This is a genomic window from Polaromonas sp. CG_23.6, from assembly GCF_029892315.1.
In the GTDB taxonomy this organism is placed as follows: domain Bacteria; phylum Pseudomonadota; class Gammaproteobacteria; order Burkholderiales; family Burkholderiaceae_C; genus Polaromonas.
The window spans coordinates 1,916,708-1,932,269 of record NZ_JARXUY010000001.1 but is presented as its reverse complement, the minus strand read 5'-3'; the positions used below and the strand labels follow the sequence as shown (position 1 = coordinate 1,932,269).

General features: G+C 63.0%; 16 protein-coding genes. 4 read left to right on the top strand and 12 right to left on the bottom strand.

The window, feature by feature from the left end; all coding sequences use genetic code 11:
• Positions 1-66: 66 nt before the first annotated feature.
• Positions 67-597, bottom strand: coding sequence for a DUF2062 domain-containing protein (locus H4V98_RS09120; RefSeq protein ID WP_280757461.1), 531 nt, complete (start codon positions 595-597; stop codon positions 67-69).
• Positions 598-695: 98 nt separating this feature from the next.
• Positions 696-1,367 carry a ribose-5-phosphate isomerase RpiA gene (rpiA, locus tag H4V98_RS09115; protein ID WP_196862792.1) on the bottom strand — a complete coding sequence of 224 codons (672 nt, stop codon included), beginning with the start codon at positions 1,365-1,367 and terminating at the stop codon, positions 696-698.
• 126 nt (positions 1,368-1,493) lie between these two features.
• Between rpiA and H4V98_RS09110 the strand changes: the two genes are divergently transcribed.
• Positions 1,494-2,546: a quinone-dependent dihydroorotate dehydrogenase gene (locus H4V98_RS09110; protein ID WP_196862793.1), complete on the top strand. Its 1,053-nt coding sequence runs from the start codon at positions 1,494-1,496 to the stop codon at positions 2,544-2,546.
• Between the two features lie 177 nt (positions 2,547-2,723).
• On the opposite strand, the gene otnI is transcribed toward H4V98_RS09110, so the two are convergent.
• The 6 genes from otnI to H4V98_RS09080 form a co-directional block, all read right to left on the bottom strand.
• A complete protein-coding gene (gene otnI, locus H4V98_RS09105) occupies positions 2,724-3,557 on the bottom strand; it encodes a 2-oxo-tetronate isomerase (protein ID WP_196862794.1) in 834 nt (277 codons plus the stop codon).
• Positions 3,558-3,652: 95 nt separating this feature from the next.
• On the bottom strand, positions 3,653-4,327 hold the full coding sequence (locus H4V98_RS09100) for an aldolase (protein ID WP_280757848.1): 675 nt from the start codon (positions 4,325-4,327) through the stop codon (positions 3,653-3,655).
• 94 nt (positions 4,328-4,421) lie between these two features.
• Positions 4,422-5,774, bottom strand: a complete 1,353-nt coding sequence (otnK, locus tag H4V98_RS09095) for a 3-oxo-tetronate kinase (RefSeq protein ID WP_280757460.1) — start codon at positions 5,772-5,774, stop codon at positions 4,422-4,424.
• Positions 5,771-6,664, bottom strand: a complete 894-nt coding sequence (gene ltnD / locus H4V98_RS09090; RefSeq protein WP_196862796.1) for an L-threonate dehydrogenase — start codon at positions 6,662-6,664, stop codon at positions 5,771-5,773. The genes otnK and ltnD overlap by 4 nt, the downstream gene beginning before the upstream one ends.
• A 10-nt stretch (positions 6,665-6,674) precedes the next feature.
• Entirely contained in the window at positions 6,675-7,646 is a 972-nt protein-coding gene (locus tag H4V98_RS09085; RefSeq protein WP_196862797.1) for a tripartite tricarboxylate transporter substrate binding protein, read from the bottom strand.
• Positions 7,647-8,107: 461 nt separating this feature from the next.
• Positions 8,108-8,881, bottom strand: a complete 774-nt coding sequence (locus H4V98_RS09080; RefSeq protein WP_196862798.1) for a FadR/GntR family transcriptional regulator — start codon at positions 8,879-8,881, stop codon at positions 8,108-8,110.
• A gap of 195 nt (positions 8,882-9,076) precedes the next feature.
• On the opposite strand from H4V98_RS09080, the gene H4V98_RS09075 reads away from it, so the two are divergent.
• The 3 genes from H4V98_RS09075 to H4V98_RS09065 all read left to right on the top strand — a co-directional run bounded on the left by H4V98_RS09075 (position 9,077) and on the right by H4V98_RS09065 (position 11,252).
• Positions 9,077-9,355 (top strand): hypothetical protein, encoded by a 279-nt coding sequence (locus H4V98_RS09075; RefSeq protein ID WP_280757459.1) that lies wholly within the window; start codon positions 9,077-9,079, stop codon positions 9,353-9,355.
• A gap of 152 nt (positions 9,356-9,507) precedes the next feature.
• The gene (locus tag H4V98_RS09070; RefSeq protein ID WP_196862800.1) at positions 9,508-10,503 is read left to right on the top strand and encodes a hypothetical protein; all 996 of its coding nucleotides are present in this window, start codon (positions 9,508-9,510) and stop codon (positions 10,501-10,503) included.
• A complete protein-coding gene (locus H4V98_RS09065) occupies positions 10,500-11,252 on the top strand; it encodes a hypothetical protein (RefSeq protein ID WP_196862801.1) in 753 nt (250 codons plus the stop codon). Before H4V98_RS09070 ends, H4V98_RS09065 begins: the two co-directional genes overlap by 4 nt.
• 83 nt (positions 11,253-11,335) lie before the next feature.
• Here the strand turns inward: H4V98_RS09065 and H4V98_RS09060 are convergent, their stop codons facing one another.
• The 4 genes from H4V98_RS09060 to H4V98_RS09045 all read right to left on the bottom strand — a co-directional run bounded on the left by H4V98_RS09060 (position 11,336) and on the right by H4V98_RS09045 (position 15,561).
• Positions 11,336-12,304, bottom strand: a complete 969-nt coding sequence (locus H4V98_RS09060) for a tripartite tricarboxylate transporter substrate binding protein (RefSeq protein ID WP_196862802.1) — start codon at positions 12,302-12,304, stop codon at positions 11,336-11,338.
• Positions 12,305-12,341: 37 nt separating this feature from the next.
• Positions 12,342-13,223 carry a 2-hydroxy-3-oxopropionate reductase gene (glxR, locus tag H4V98_RS09055; RefSeq protein ID WP_196862803.1) on the bottom strand — a complete coding sequence of 294 codons (882 nt, stop codon included), beginning with the start codon at positions 13,221-13,223 and terminating at the stop codon, positions 12,342-12,344.
• A gap of 39 nt (positions 13,224-13,262) precedes the next feature.
• On the bottom strand, positions 13,263-14,045 hold the full coding sequence (garL, locus tag H4V98_RS09050; protein WP_196862804.1) for a 2-dehydro-3-deoxyglucarate aldolase: 783 nt from the start codon (positions 14,043-14,045) through the stop codon (positions 13,263-13,265).
• 76 nt (positions 14,046-14,121) lie between these two features.
• Positions 14,122-15,561 carry an aldehyde dehydrogenase family protein gene (locus H4V98_RS09045; RefSeq protein WP_280757458.1) on the bottom strand — a complete coding sequence of 480 codons (1,440 nt, stop codon included), beginning with the start codon at positions 15,559-15,561 and terminating at the stop codon, positions 14,122-14,124.
• Position 15,562 lies beyond the last annotated feature (1 nt).

Here is a 15,562-nt window from a genome sequence, read left to right as displayed (position 1 = left end):
TGGGCGCAAAGGTTGCGGCCGGGAAAGACCTCAAATCCATGAACGGCGGCGGCAGGCAGGCCAGCCTCAGCGCCTTCTGCCGCGCCGTTTCGCCATCGTCCGCCAGCGCCAGACCAGCGAGATCAGTGCATAACTGAGCAGCCCCATCAGGACGGCGGTGATGCACAGCCCGACCACCAGCGGCTTGCCCAGGGCGGCAATGCGCTGCCACAGGCTCAGGGTATTTTCGATCTCCTCCGCGCCGATGACTTCGAGGTCTTTGTGCACTGCCTTCTCGCCCGTGACCCAGATCCCCAGCCGGTAGGCGCCGTAGTAGATCGGCGCGAAGGTCAGCGGATTGCTCACGAGCGTGCTGGCCACGGCAGCCGGCACGTTGACGCGCAGCACAATCGCCGCGCCCACCGACAGCGGAATCTGCGCAAGTGGCACCAGCAGGCCAAAAAAGACGCCCACGGCCACGCCCATCGCCACACCGCGCCGCGACCAGTGCCAGAGCTTGGGCTGGTCCAGCCACGGGCCGAGCCAGGCCAGCCAGCGGTTGCGGCTGATCTGCTGACGGCTCGGGATGCGGGCACGCAATCGATCAAGCAGGCTCATATGCCATGGTTTCCCGGTGGACAAGCAGCTCTTGCGTTACGCATCACCGCTGCCGGCTGAAAAAGACAAGAACAAGGCGCTCATCAATGTAAGCCCGCTTAAAAGAGCAGGGTTTCAACGCCGTCATCCGTTCCCAGCAAGCACACATCCGCCTTCTGGAAGGCAAACACCCCCACCGTCACCACGCCAGGCCACTGGCTGACCAGCGACTCGAAGGCCAGCGGATCGGTCATCTTCAGGCCGGTCACGTCCAGGATGTGCTGGCCGTTGTCGGTCACCAGCGGCTGGCCGCCCTTGTGGCGCACCGTGGCGGCGCCACCCATGGCCTCGAACTGGCGCGCAATGCGCCGCGCGGCCATCGGAATGACCTCGACCGGCAGGGGAAAGCCGCCCAGCGTGGCAACGTATTTGGACTTGTCGGCAATGCAGATGAAGCGGCGCGACTGCGCGGCGACGATCTTTTCTCGCGTCAAGGCCGCGCCGCCGCCCTTGACCATGTGGCCGGCGTGGTCGATCTCGTCGGCGCCGTCGATGTAAACCGCCAGTTCGTCTACTTCGCTGGCATCGAACACCTTGATGCCCAGCGCCTGCAGCCGCTCGGTCGAGGCGTTCGAGCTGGACACGGCCCCTTGAATCCGGTCCTTCATGCTGGCCAGCGCGTCGATAAACTTGTTCACCGTCGAGCCGGTGCCGACGCCGACGATGCTGCCGTCCTCGATGTAATGCAGGGCCGCCTGGCCCACCAGGGTTTTGAGTTCGTCTTGGGTCATGGTGTGCTTTGTTGGGAAATGCGGTTGGGGTGAAGCAGTTTTTGCGACAATCGCGGCTCATGCCTTTCGGGGCCAAGCGCTTTGCCAGGCCCATAAAAATCCACTGCTCTCTGCCCGAATTATCCAATGCCCCTGCTCCCCTATGCCCTGGCCCGCCCCTTTTTATTCGGATTCGACCCCGAGACCGCCCATGACCTGACCATGGCGTCACTGGCGCGCACCCAGGGCACGCCGCTGTCAGCCCTGTATTGCGGCACGCGGGTCAGCGATCCGATCGAGCTTGCCGGCTTGAGCTTTCCCAACCGGGTGGGCTTGGCCGCCGGGCTGGACAAGAACGCCCGCTGCATCGACGGACTGGCAGCCATGGGATTCGGCTTTGTCGAGGTCGGCACGGTGACGCCGAAAGCCCAGCCTGGCAACCCGAAGCCACGCATGTTCCGCCTGCCCGAGGCCAATGCATTGATTAACCGCCTGGGCTTCAACAACGACGGGCTGGACGCTTTCCTTGCCAACGTGCAGAAGTCGAGCATCCGCAAGCCAGGCGCGAAAAGCCCGTTGCTGCTGGGCCTGAACATCGGCAAAAACGCCGCCACGCCGATTGAAAACGCGGTGGACGATTACCTGATCTGCCTCGACGGCGTGTACCCGCATGCCGACTACGTGACCGTCAATATTTCCAGCCCCAACACCAAGAACCTGCGCGCGCTGCAAAGCGACGAGGCGCTGGACGCCCTGCTTGGCCAGATTGCCGAACGCCGCGAGACACTGGCGGGCCGGCATGGCAAGCGGGTGCCGATTTTTGTCAAGATTGCGCCCGATCTCGATGACGCGCAGGTCGAAGTGATTGCCGCCACTTTGAAACGCCACGCGATGGACGGCGTCGTCGCGACCAACACCACGCTGAGCCGCGACGCCGTCAAAGGCCTGCGACATGCCGAAGAAATGGGCGGCCTGAGCGGCGCGCCAGTGCTCGACGCCAGCAACCGCGTCATCGGCCAGTTGCGTGCCGCGCTGGGCACGAATTTTCCCATCGTCGGCGTGGGCGGCGTGATGAGCGGGCTGGATGCAGTGTCCAAGATCAAGGCCGGTGCCGACGTGGTGCAGATCTACACCGGCCTGATCTACAAAGGCCCGGCACTGGTCGCCGAGGCTGCAAATTCAATTAAAAAGTGCCGCTAGCTCAATACTGGCGGGCGCAAGCAGCTACTATTTTGATAGCTTAAAACACTTGAAAAGTGGCTTGAAGGTTGCCTGAAAGTGCGTAGGGCGTGCATGTCGATTTCCATGCTGTTGTGATGCATGCGTTAGCGCATGGCGGGGCACCACCTGGTTGGCACGCTGCCGCTTTGCCCGCACTCAGCGCGGCATCCACCCCAGGCCAGCCGAAGTTCCTCCTGGCTCGCCGCCCTTTTTCGGGCGGTATTCGCAGCCAATCCAGCCGTCCCAGTTGCAGCCCGCCGACACCTCGTCGATCACTCTGAACAGGTAGGAATAATTCATTTCGCCGATGTCCGGCTCGTGGCGCTCGGGCACACCGGCCACCTGAAAGTGCCCGACAGCGCCCGTGGGCAGGTACTTGCGGATTTTCATGGCCACATCGCCTTCGACAATCTGGCAGTGGTAGAGGTCCATCTGCACCTTGAGGTTGGGCGCGCCGACCTCGGCAATGATCTCGTGTGCGTGGTCCTGCCGGTTCAGGAAGAAACGCGCAATGTCCCGCGTGTTGATCGGCTCAATCAACACGTCGCGCCCACACTTCGCCGCCTCGCCCGCCGCCCAGCGCAGGTTTTCCACATAGAGCGGCTGTGTGTCCTCGCGCTCCTGCCCTTCGGCCACCAAACCGGCCATCACATGAATACGCGGGCAATCCAGCGCTTCGGCGTAGTCAAGGGCGAGCAGCACACCGGCACGAAACTCCGCCTCGCGGCCAGGCACGCTGGCTGTGCCTCGGTCACCGGACTTGTCCCAGGCCATGGCAATGGAGGCGGCATCGACGCCACCGGGTGGCGCATTGAACAACACCTGCTGCAATCCATTGGCTTTCAAGCGCGCAGCCAGTTCAGGTTTGTCGAAGGCATACGGAAAAAGAAACTCTACCGCTTTGAAGCCGTCAGCGGCTGCCGCTTCAAAGCGGTCCAGAAACGGCAGTTCGGGGTACATCATGGACAGGTTGGCTGCAAATTTCGGCATGGCGATCTTTGTGAGGTGATAAAAAAACCGTTTAAATTGATAGCTGCTTGCGCATTCAGGGAAAGGGCTACAGCCTGATTGAACCCATATTCAGCCTACCAGCGCGCTCCGAAGGTCTGGCGCAACGCGTCGATCTGCTCTGCGCTCAGGGGCAGCGGCGGCGACGCTGCCAACACCATCAGCCGTGCGGTTTCTTCCAGCTCTTCCAGCACGGCCATGGCGGATGCGGGACTGTCGTGCCAGACATTCGGTCCGAGCCGGGCCAGCATCACTGCGCGTACGGGCGTTCCTTGCTGCCCGTAATGCGTGATGGCCTGCGCCACTTTGGCTGCGGCTGCGCAATCGCCGGGCCGGTGGTAGTCAATGAGCGGCACATGACCCACCTTCATGACAAAGTAAGGCGTGATGGGCGGCAACAACTCTTCACCCGTGGCGCACAGGCTCAATGCGACGCAGTGCGTGCTGTGGGTATGAATCACGCACTGCGTTGCCGGGTCAAACGGTTCGGCCGAGGCATAAACGCCGGCATGCAGCGCAAGGGTCTTGCTGGCGGTGTCGCCACTTAGCTGCCTTGCGTTGGCGTCAAGCCGCGCCAGACGTGCCGGGTCCAGATAACCCAGGCAGGCATCGGTGGGTGTGATCAAAAAGCCCCCGCCTTCGGATGCCGCCAGCCGCACGCTGATATTGCCTGCAGTGGCATGCACGTAACCCCGGTCAAACAGGCTTTTTCCCACGCGGCAAATTTCTTCGCGCGCCCGGGTTTCGCTCAGCCCTGTCATGTCGCCCGCCAGGCAACCGCAAGAAAGACCGCTGTTCGCATCGGTGGCAACGCCGCTATAAAACGGCAAACGTGGTGGCGGTGCTTCATGCCAGCATGGTAAAGGCTTTGGTGAAGAAATCGTCGCTGCCGAAGTTGCCGGACTTCAGCGTCAGGTGCAGTCCATCGTGGCTGGCCATGGCCGGCACGTACTGGATCGCAGCAGGGACATCGTCAGCCACTGGGGCGTCGGCGATGACCTTCGGAGCAGATCGCGGGGACGCTGGTCTGGCGTGACACCACGGCACACCGGGATCAATCTGCGGGCCGATCTGTAGTTGCGTGACGCCCAGCGCCTGCACACAGGCGCCCGAGGTTTCACCCCCTGCCACCACAAGCTGCCCTACACCGCATTCCACCAGGCCGCGCGCCACTGTCGCCAAGGTACGCTCGACCAGCGCACCGGCTTGTTCGGCACCCAACCGTGACTGCACGGCTTTGACGTCAGCGCTATCGGCCGTGGAATACACCAGCACCGGACCCTGCGCCAGCAGCGGACGGGCCCACGCCAGCACTTCGGCCGCCACATCGACGCCGGAGGCGACACGCAACGGTTCGATGGCGAAGGCGGGATGGCCCCGCTTGATGAAATCCAGCACCTGCCGGTTGGTCGCCAGCGAGCAACTGCCAGACACCACCGCCTGCAGCCCCCCTGCAGCCGGCAAACGGCTGGCCTGCAGCGAAGGGGTGATGCCAAAGTTGGCCGGCAACCCGATCGCCACGCCGGAGCCTGCCGTTACCAATGGCATGCCCTTGAGGGCGCCGCCAAGAAGCAACAGATCCTCGTTGGACACGGCATCCACAATCGCCACGCCCACCCCTTCGGCTTGAAGTCGGGCCATGCGCTCGCGCACTGCGACTTCACCGAGCGCCACCACCCGGTGGTCGATCAGTCCGACACGTCGTCTGGTCTGGGCCTGCATCACCCGCACCAGGTTGGCGTCTGCCATGGGCGTCAGTGGGTGGTTCTGCATGCCGCTTTCGTTGAGCAGCACGTCGCCGACGAACAGATAACCCTTGAATACGGTGCGCTGATTGTCGGGAAAAGCCGGGGTGGCAATGGTGAACCCGGTGTCAAGCGCGTCCATCAATGCATCCGTCACCGGTCCGATGTTGCCCTGAGCCGTGCTGTCGAAGGTTGAGCAATATTTGAAATAGATCTGCTGCGCGCCCCGGCCCTGCAGCCAGGCCAGCGCGGCCAGCGACTCCGCCACCGCCTGCTCAGCCGATACGGTGCGCGACTTGAGGGCCACCACCACGGCGTCAACATCGGCGTCCAGGGGGCCGTCAGGCACACCAATGGTTTGCAGCACCCGCATGCCGGCGCGCACCAGGTTGTTGGCCAGATCCGTGGCGCCGGTGAAATCGTCGGCGATGCAGCCGAGGCTGATCGGACTCATGCTTTTTTTGGCAACTCAATGCCCGGGAAAATCTTGATTACGGCACTGTCGTCTTCATTGGCAAAACCGGCCGTCGAAGCCTGCATGAACATCTGGTGCGCGGTGGACGACAGCGGCAGCGGAAACTTGCTGGCGCGCGCCATGTCTAGCACAAGACCCAAGTCCTTGACAAAGATGTCCACTGCCGAGAGGGGCGTGTAGTCAGCCGCCAGCACGTGCGCCATGCGGTTTTCAAACATCCAGCTGTTCCCGGCGCTGTGCGTGATGACCTCGTACAGCGCAGCTGCATCCACCCCTTCGCGCAGTCCCAGTGCCATCGCTTCAGCAGCGGCCGCGATATGAACACCGGCCAGCAGCTGGTTGATGATCTTCACCTTGCTGCCCGCGCCGGCCGAATCGCCAAGTTTGTAGACCTTGGCAGCCATGGCATGAAGCACCGGTTCGGCTTTTGCATAAGCCGCTGGCGCGCCCGAGGTCATCATGGTCATTTCGCCACTTGCCGCCTTGGCCGCCCCGCCAGAGATGGGCGCGTCGATATAGAGCAGACCCAGTTCATTGAGGCGCTTTTCCAGGGCAATGGACCCGTTGGGGTCCACCGTCGAACACATCACGAAAACACTGCCTGGCCGCATGGCCGCAGCACAGCCGTCGGGGCCAAACAGCACCGCCTCGGTTTGCGCGGCGTTAACCACTACCGAAACAATCACATCACATTGCCGGGCCAGTTCCGCCAGCGAAGGGCTGGCAAAAGCGCCGCCTTCCTCGGCAAACGCGCTTGCGATTTCTGGCCGAACGTCAAACACATGCGGTGCATATCCGGCGCGGCGCAGCGACTGCGCCATGCCTTTGCCCATGGCACCCAGACCCACCAAACCTGCGACTGGTGTCATGTTCACTCCTTCAACCAAGGGTAATTTTTGCAAAGCTGGCAACGCGTTTCCACTTTTGCGCGTCGGCCGCCATAAAGGCGCCCATGTCTGCGGCCGGCATGAAGCCAACCTCGGCACCACGGGACTCCATGGCGCGGATAACTTCAGGCTCACGCATGATCTTTTGCAGCGCCTGCTCCAGGGCACTGACAACAGCAGGAGGGGTGCCTGCGGGCGCCGCGACGCCGTACCAGGCGCTGACGTCAAACTCCGGCATGCCCAGCTCGACCAGCGTGGGCACGTCAGGCAGCGTCTTGCTGCGGCGAAGGGTTGTCACGGCAAGGGCTTTCACCGTACCGCCCTGGATCTGCCCCAGCACCGAAGGCAGGTTCTCGAACATCATCTCGACCTCCCCCGCGATCAGGCCTGTCACCGCGGCAGCGGCACCGCGGTAGGGAATGTGCGTGACAAACGTTCCCGACGTGCTTTTGAAAAGTTCGGCACTGAGGTGCAGCGAGGTGCCGTTGCCGTTCGAGGCGTAGTTCAACTTGCCGGGTTCGCGTTTGGCGCGTGCCAACAGGTCGGCAACCGAACCGATGCCGCTTTTGGGGTTGACCACCAGCACATTGGGCACACGGCCCAGCAAGGCAACCGGCGCAAGCTGCTCGGGCTTGTAGGGAAGGCTCGCATACAGCGCCGGGCTGATGGTCAGCGGCGGCGAAGCCATCAACAAGGTGTAGCCATCGGCTGGCGAGCGGGCCACTTCAGCGGCGCCCACATTGCCGCCCGCCCCGGGTTTGTTGTCGATGACCACCGCTTGCCCGAGTTCCTGCGCCAGCCGGGAGCCGACGAGACGCGCCATGTTGTCGATCAACCCACCTGGCGGAAAAGGCACGACCAAACGAATTGGCCGGGAAGGCCAGGTTTGTGCCATGGCAAGCTGTGGGGCGGCGAGTGCGGTGCCGCTCCACACAATGGCCTGTCGCCGCGTGATGGGTTTCATGATTTTCTCCAGGTATTAAAAAAGGCCGCTGCGAGAACGGTGTGCAGATGCACGCGAACAACGAACACTCAAGATAAAAATTTCGTTTTTCATGGCTTGCCTGTTGGTCTCACAACAGGGGATAACTTAAATTTCAGCCAATATTTATATGGTCATCCTACAACTTTTTGGTGGTTTGCTCATCCTTGTTTACCCTGAGCATTTTGCAAACCCTCACTGATCTGGCTGAACATGCCGCGCCAGCAGGGTTCAAACGGGTTCTATAAAACCATGATCAGACGGAGCGTCGAGCGGTGCTGCAAGTGGATGTAGCGGCAAATATGCGTGCCAGGGCGCATCGCGTCTTTGGGGAGTTCACACGGTATGAAAATCGTCTGATCGAATGCTGAGGCTTCAATTTTTCACACCGCCGTGTGCCGGCGAGGGATGCGAAACAAGCGTCCATGCACTGGGTGCGAGGCTTACCGCCGGGTGGCGCCGGACACCAGGGGGCTTGCCAATTGCACACCGGCCTCTTTCCAAAAGTCTGGATCGGCCTGCTCGATGCGCTCGATGGCGTTGTCCATGTGCTGTGCCGCAGCCCGGCGCGCCATGGTGGGGTCGCCCGCCTCTATGGCCGCAGCGATGGCTTCGTGTTCGTCGCGAACCTGGCGGGCAAAATCCGCTCGCCGGGCCTCGTTGGCGCGGGTCACACGCGTCACCCCGCGCAAAAACTGGCGCAGGTAATCCAGCGTGCTGATGAGAAACGGATTTTGCGCAGCATCTGCAATAGCACGGTGGTAGTTCACGTCTTCATCGGCACCGTCGCCCCCGGCCTTGACCGCCTCGTCCAGGGCCACAATCGCCTGGCGAATGCGCGCGATGTCGGTTGCATTTCGGCGTTGCGCAGCAAGCGCCGCCACCTCTGCTTCCAGTGCGCGACGCACCTCCACCATTTGAATGACAGCCTGCCTGGACGCAGCCGAGCGGGTGTCGAAATTCAGCGGCGCAAACGCAGCCTGTCGCACAAACACCCCGCTGCCCTGGCGCGACTCGACCACGCCCAGCGACTTCAGCCGCGACACCGCCTCGCGCACCACTGTGCGGCTGACCGCAAACTGCTCGACCAGCGCAGCTTCGGTCGGCAGCTTTTCACCAGCGGCCGGCCGGCCCGCGCGGATTTCGGCAGACAGTGCCTCGGCCACCCGTTCGGACAGATGCACGCCGGGCGTGATGGAATGAAAACGTTGGGTCATGGAATGCTGAAACTTGTCATATCACTTTACAACATTCTTGCGCCATGGCGCCGCCCTTACTGGCCGACCCGGATTTCCTCAACAATGCTGCGCAGGGACGAAGCCAGGACTAAAACATTTGTATTGCCTGAAACGAGGCCTGACTGGACCACGTCTTGAAGGCCAGCCGGGCGGGTTGCCTGGTCAATCCACCCGATGGGCATGAAACCGAACGGGTCATCCACATCGCCCCGGCCAAAACGCAGGGTGGTGATGGGCGCCGGTCAGAAACCATTTCGCGAGTGTCTGGAGCTGCTGCGCGCCGCAGGCATGAAGACGCACCTGATCGGCGGCGCCGGCGAGTTCAATGCCAAGCAGGCGAATGACCAGGAAACGCGGCTCGCGGCAGGGCTGGAGCAGTCTGAGCGTCCGGCCGGCGTACTGCCAGCCAACGGCTCTGGCGGTCACCATACCCTCATCCACTTCACTGCGTAACATCAGTTACTTGATCCGGAAACTTTCTGCACGCTGGAATGCCGCTGTCCACCGGCTCTGCGTTTAGAGTTGGCTAGCATCCGGCCGATGCCTGCCTAATTGCGCCACGGTTCTTGCCATCGATGGGCGAGCAGACAGTCTGCCGGAACGGCGTGAAACACATCGGGGTGGCGGCCATGGAACTGCTTCAGCGGCTCAAGGAATCGATTGCCTGGCTTGGCGGTGCCTTGGCGGCATTGACCGCCATCTGCTATGCCACCGGCTACTACGCCTTTCATGCCCACCTGACAATGCTTGGGCTGGGCCGGGTGGTGGACTTCAAGCACGAGGACATGCTGCTGGAGGGCGCACGCTTCTTTTTCGCCGTCACCGCCCACCTGCTGCAGATGGTGCTGGCCCTGGGCGCCGGCGGCGTCGGCGTGCTGGTGCTGCTGGCGCTTCTGGGTGAAATCGGACCGCTGGCCCGAGGTGGGCGGCGTGCGGGCGAATGGCTGGCCCAACGGCGCGCCGCGCTGGCTGCGGCGCGTCCGGCGCTCAAGGGCACGCTGCTTCTGACGGCGCTGGTGGTCTTGCTGATTGCGCATACCGACCGCTTTTTCTACCCGCTTTTGGCGCTGGGGCGCATTGACAGCCTGCTGTTTCGCAGCGGCGTGCAGGCCGCAGCAGACTGCCGGGCCTTGATTCCGGTGGCCGGCAGTGGATTGCCTCCGGATGTGGCGGCTTCGCTCCTGATGCAGGGCGAGCGCTGCAATGTGTTCCTGCTGGCCGAGTTCAGGCGTCTGCTCGACGGCTACCTGGTGCTGCTGATCGCCATAGGCGCGTCGTTTTCCTTCACTGCGGCCATCCGGCCCGAGATGCTGGCGCGGGCCTGCCGGCTGGTGCTGGCCGTCTATGGCATGGTCTATACGCTCTTGCTGCCGGTGGCTTTCGGCATCCTGGTGCGGGCGGCGGTCTATCCGCTGGCCAGCCTTGAATTCAGGGACGGTGCGCTGGCCAGCGGCAACCTCATGACGCGCAACGACAAAAACCTGCTGCTGTGGCTGCCTGCCGAGCGAAAGGCCGTGTGGTACCCGAGCGAGACGATTGCACGGCTCCAGGTGACGGGCCAGACCAACCTGTTTTTAATCCCGGAAGGAGGCGCCAGATGACCCTGAACCGTATTCTCTATCCGTCCAGCCGCTTCGGGCTGGTCTTGCTGCTTGCGCTGCTGCCGGCATGCGCTCCCCTGCCGCCAGCCCCTGCGCCCGTTCCCGCCAGCCAGGGGCAGGCACCCGTGCTGCGCCCGGTCGGCCGCATCACCTTCATCGAGGGACCGAATGCGTTTGTCGACCGGGGCAACCATGGCGCCGGGCAGCCCGCCCAATTGGGCCAGGCGCTGCTGGCCGGCGACCGCTTTTATACCGGCCCGGGAACGCGCATGAAGATCGATTTCTGGAACGGCGGCTATATCGAAATCGACGAAAACACCGACCCCAGCCTGTTCCAGGACCTGAACTGCCTGGTCGTCAGCCTGTTTCGCAGCGGCCGGATTTTTATCGACAAGTCCAATGCCTGCGTGGAATCGCTGGGCACCAAAAGCCAGCAGTTCAGCAAGGTGGCTTATTCCGTAATGCCGGCGGGCGCCTACCTTCAGATCACCGTGGTCGAGGGCGAGGCCCGCACCCTGGAACCCGCGCCGGCCACGGTCCCGGCGGGGTGGCGCATCGACCTGACGGGTCGCGGCCTGCTGGGCGACGGCCGCGCCTACCGGGTGCCAGAGGAAGCCATCCGCCAGTCCATCGGCTGGACGCAGTACTACCGCAATCGCATCCGCAGCACGCCGGCGCCTGAATTCCCGCCGTTCAGGTTTCCCCGTCCGCAGTATCCAACGCCCCAGGTGCCGCGCAGGCCAGGATGAATATAAAAATACAAAATTAATAGCAAACTATGCTCGCAGTACATGCGCAAAGTGCCATTTACTTCATAAATATCCAGGCGTTTTCAGTCCAGCTTGATGCTGGCCTGCTCGACGACCTTTGCCCAACGGGCTTTTTCGCGGTTGAAGAATTCGTCCTGCTGCACCGGCGCCATGGTCACCACCTCGGCCCCCTGCCCCGCCAGCTTGGCGCGGATGTCGGGATGGCGGATGACCTTGATCAGTTCGCTGTTGAGGCGGTTCAGGATCGCGGGCGGCGTGCCGTTGGCTACCAGCATGCCCTGCCAGGTGCCAGACTCGAAACCGGTCAACCCCTGTTCGGCCAGCGTCGGTACATCGCCAATCAAGGGCATGCGGCTGCTTTTGGAAACGCCCAATATCTTGAGCTTGCCGCTTTGCACAAACGGCAGGGTTGCCAGCATGCCGTTCATCAAAATCTGGGTCTGGCCGGCAATCGTGTCGGTGATGGCCTGCGAGCCGCCCTTGTAAGGGATGTATTGCCATGTGGCGCCGCTGGCACGCTCGACCGCCACGCCGGCCAGGTGCGGCGCACTGCCCATGGCGGTGACGGCAAAGTTCAGCTCGGTTTTCTTCGACAGCGCCACCAGCTCCTTCAGGTTGCTGGCCGGCACTGACGGATGCACCACCAGCAGGTGCGGCGAATAGGCCAGCATGGTCACGCCGCGCAGGTCTTTGGACGGATCGAAAGGCAGCTTGGTGTACACGGACGGGCTGATGGCCAGCGCGCCGGTGTCGCACAACAGCAGCGTGTAGCCGTCAGGGGCCGACTTGGCGACGTAATCGGCGCCCAGGTTGCCATTTGCGCCGGCCTTGTTTTCCACGATGACGGACTGCTTGAGCGCTTCGGACAGGGGCTGGGCAATCGACCGGGCAATGATGTCGGACGAACCGCCTGGCGGGTAAGGCACCACGATGCGGATCGGTTTGACGGGCCAGTTGGCTGGCTGCGCGTTGGCGGCGCCCAGGCCAAGGGCCAGTGAAGCGCCTAAAAGATCACGTCGATTGAGGGTCATGTCTGTCTCCTTGAACAGTGTGGAAGCAGCGGCTGGCTCAGGCCACCGTGTGGTTGGCCATGATTTCCAGGCTGCGCACCAGTGCGGAATGGTCCAGGTCCTGCAGGCCGTTGGCAGCGCACACCTGCATCAGTTGCGCCGCGCCGGCGGTTTGCGGCAGCGCCACACCCAGCGTTTTGGCACCGGCCAGCGCCAGCCCCAAGTCCTTCTGGTGCAGGCCGATGCGAAAGCCCGGATTGAAGGTCCGCTTGATCATGCGTTCGCCATGCACTTCCAGGATGCGCGACGCGGCAAAACCGCCCATCAGCGCCTGGCGCACCTTGGCCGGATCAGCGCCGGCCTTGCTGGCGAACAGCAGCGCTTCGCCGACGGCGGCAATGTTCAGCGCCACGATGATCTGGTTGGCGACCTTGCAGGTCTGGCCGTCGCCGTTGCCGCCGACCAGCGTGATGTTCTTGCCCATCAGTTCGAACAGCGGCTTGACCAGCTCGAACGTTGCATCGGGACCGCCGACCATGATGGTCAGGCTGCCGGCCTTGGCGCCGACTTCGCCGCCCGACACCGGCGCATCGAGGTAATCGCAGCCGAGCGCATTGATTTTTTCAGCGAACTCCTTGGTGTCCATCGGCGAAATGGAACTCATGTCCACGACGGTCTTGCCCTGGCTCAGGCCGCTGGCCACGCCCTCGCCTTCGAACAGCACCTTGGCCACATCGGGCGTGTCGGGCAGCATCAAAAAAATGATATTGGCTTTTTCAGCGACTTCCCTGGCCGAATCGCAGGCCGTGGCCTGGCCGGTCAGCAGGTCCGCGGGAACGTTGCTTCGGGTGTTGAGGAACACTTCATGCCCCGCAGCGATCAGGTGGGCGGCCATTGGCGCGCCCATAATGCCGAGGCCGATAAATCCAAGCTTGCTCATTTTTTTGCTCCAGTCAAAAAGAAATTGAAAATGTGGGAATCAGCTGCGGTAGCGTTCGCACAGGGCCTGCGTGGCCGAACGGAAGGCGCCCAGGTCGCTGCCGACGCCGACAAAGGTCGCGCCCATCGCCAGGTAGCGGCGGGCGTCCGCCTCGACCGGCGCCAAAATGCCTGAAGGTTTGCCGCAGGCCTTGGCATCGGCAAACACGGCGGCAATCACAGCCTGCACGTCAGGATGTCCGGAGTTGCCCAGGTGGCCCATGCCGGCGGCCAGGTCGGACGGTCCGACAAAAATGCAGTCCACGCCGTCGATGGCGGCAATCTCGCGCGCCGCCGCCACGCCGGCATGGCTTTCGATTTGCACCATGACGCAGATATGCTCGTTCACCGACTTGAAGTAATCAGGCACCGTGCCGTAGCGGTTGCTGCGCTGCGACACCGACACGCCACGAATGCCCTGCGGCGGGTAACGCGTGGCAGCCACCGCGCGCCGCGCCTCGTCGGCGCTTTCGACAAACGGAATCAGGAAGTTGTAGAAACCCGCGTCCAGCAGGCGCTTGATTTCCACCGCGTCGTTGCAGGTCGGCCGCACCACCGGCGCGCTGACGCTGTCTTTTAGCGCCATCAATTGCGGAATAAAGGTCGTCACGTCGTTGGGCGAATGCTCGCCGTCGAGCAATATCCAGTCAAAACCGGCCACGCCCAGCACTTCGGTGGTGATGGCATTGGAGAGCGACGACCAGCAGCCGATCAGCTTTTTGCCAGCCAGCAGGTCCCGCTTGAGGCTATTGGGAAAACTTTGGTAAGCGCTCGCTTGTGTCATGGAAGGTCTCCTTTTTCAGCCTGCCGGTTTTCACGGCCGGGCCGTTGACGAATCGATGGGCCGGTTGCGTTGCGCCTCACGCCAGCGTGTAGGCGGTCTTGACGACGGTGTAAAACTCCTGCGCATAGCGGCCCTGCTCGCGCGGCCCGTAGCTCGAACCCTTGCGGCCGCCAAACGGCACGTGGTAGTCCACGCCGGCGGTCGGCAGGTTGACCATCACCATGCCGGCCTGGCTGTGGCGTTTGAAATGCGTGGCGTATTTCAGGCTGGTGGTGGCGACGCCGGCGGCCAGGCCAAACGGCGTGTTATTGGCTTCAAACAGCGCTTCGTCGTAACCCTTGACGCGGATGATGCTGGCGACCGGGCCGAACACTTCCTCGCGGTTGATGCGCATATCTGCCGTGGTGTCGGTCAGCAGCGCCGGCGCCATGAAGAAGCCGTCGGTGGCCAGCTTCAGGCGCTCGCCGCCGGCCAGCAGCACCGCGCCTTCCTTCTGGCCGATGTCCACATAAGACAAATCCTGCTCCAGCTGCGCCAGCGACGACACCGGGCCGATGTCGATGCCGGCGGCCAGCGCGTCGCCGACCTTGAGCGTCGCCATGCGCGCCTTCATCGCCAGGGCGAATTTCGGGTAGATGCCTTCGGTGACGATCAGCCGGCTCGACGCGGTGCAGCGCTGGCCGGTCGAGAAGAACGCGCTTTGCACGCTGAGTTCCACCGCTTGCGCCAAGTCGGCATCGTCCAGGATGACCTGCGGGTTCTTGCCGCCCATTTCCAGTTGGACTTTTTTCAGGTTGACCGCGCATTGCTGGGCAATGCGGGCGCCTACAGATTGCGAGCCAGTGAAGCTGATGGCGTCCACGCCGGTGTGGTTGACCAGCGGGTCGCCGATCACGCTGCCCCGGCCCATGACCAGGTTGAACACACCGGCCGGAATGCCGCTGCGGCTGATGATCTCTGCCAGCGCCCAGGCGCAGCCCGGCACCAGATCGGCGGGCTTCATCACCACGCAGTTGCCATAGGCCAGCGCGGGGGCGATCTTCCATGCGGGAATCGCAATCGGGAAGTTCCACGGCGTGATGATGCCGACCACGCCAACGGGTTCACGGGTGATTTCAACGCCGATGCCGGGGCGCACCGAGGGCACGACCTCGCCGGTCAGGCGCAGGCATTCGCCGGCGAAGAACTTGAAAATGTTGCCGGCTCTGGCGGCTTCGCCAATGCCTTCAGCCTTGGTCTTGCCTTCTTCCCTGGCCAGCAACGTACCGAGTTCCTCGCGGCGCGCCAGGACCTCGGTGCCGATCTTGTCGAGCGCGTCGGCCCGGGCCTGGATGCTGGACACGGACCAGTCGGGAAAGGCGGCGCGGGCGGCCTGCACGGCGGCGTCGAGCTGCCCGGCGCTGGCCTGGGTGTACTCGCCAATCACATCGGAAAGGTCCGATGGGTTGATATTGAGCGAATAGCCGGTGCCGGCCAGCCACTGGCCGGCTATCAGGTTGTCGTGTTTCTGGGTCATT

Excerpts from the sequence above, each read along its gene's own strand:
- H4V98_RS09110 (WP_196862793.1), top strand. The coding sequence starts at position 1,494 with ATGCCCCTGCTCCCCTATGCCCTGGCCCGCCCCTTTTTATTCGGATTC.
- H4V98_RS09060 (WP_196862802.1), bottom strand. The coding sequence starts at position 12,304 with ATGACCCTCAATCGACGTGATCTTTTAGGCGCTTCACTGGCCCTTGGC.
- H4V98_RS09080 (WP_196862798.1), bottom strand. The coding sequence starts at position 8,881 with ATGACCCAACGTTTTCATTCCATCACGCCCGGCGTGCATCTGTCCGAA.
- glxR (WP_196862803.1), bottom strand. The coding sequence starts at position 13,223 with ATGAGCAAGCTTGGATTTATCGGCCTCGGCATTATGGGCGCGCCAATG.
- otnI (WP_196862794.1), bottom strand. The coding sequence starts at position 3,557 with ATGCCGAAATTTGCAGCCAACCTGTCCATGATGTACCCCGAACTGCCG.
- otnK (WP_280757460.1), bottom strand. The coding sequence starts at position 5,774 with ATGAGTCCGATCAGCCTCGGCTGCATCGCCGACGATTTCACCGGCGCC.
- H4V98_RS09085 (WP_196862797.1), bottom strand. The coding sequence starts at position 7,646 with ATGAAACCCATCACGCGGCGACAGGCCATTGTGTGGAGCGGCACCGCA.
- rpiA (WP_196862792.1), bottom strand. The coding sequence starts at position 1,367 with ATGACCCAAGACGAACTCAAAACCCTGGTGGGCCAGGCGGCCCTGCAT.
- H4V98_RS09065 (WP_196862801.1), top strand. The coding sequence starts at position 10,500 with ATGACCCTGAACCGTATTCTCTATCCGTCCAGCCGCTTCGGGCTGGTC.
- H4V98_RS09045 (WP_280757458.1), bottom strand. The coding sequence starts at position 15,561 with ATGACCCAGAAACACGACAACCTGATAGCCGGCCAGTGGCTGGCCGGC.
- ltnD (WP_196862796.1), bottom strand. The coding sequence starts at position 6,664 with ATGACACCAGTCGCAGGTTTGGTGGGTCTGGGTGCCATGGGCAAAGGC.
- H4V98_RS09120 (WP_280757461.1), bottom strand. The coding sequence starts at position 597 with ATGAGCCTGCTTGATCGATTGCGTGCCCGCATCCCGAGCCGTCAGCAG.
- garL (WP_196862804.1), bottom strand. The coding sequence starts at position 14,045 with ATGACACAAGCGAGCGCTTACCAAAGTTTTCCCAATAGCCTCAAGCGG.
- H4V98_RS09075 (WP_280757459.1), top strand. The coding sequence starts at position 9,077 with ATGGGCATGAAACCGAACGGGTCATCCACATCGCCCCGGCCAAAACGC.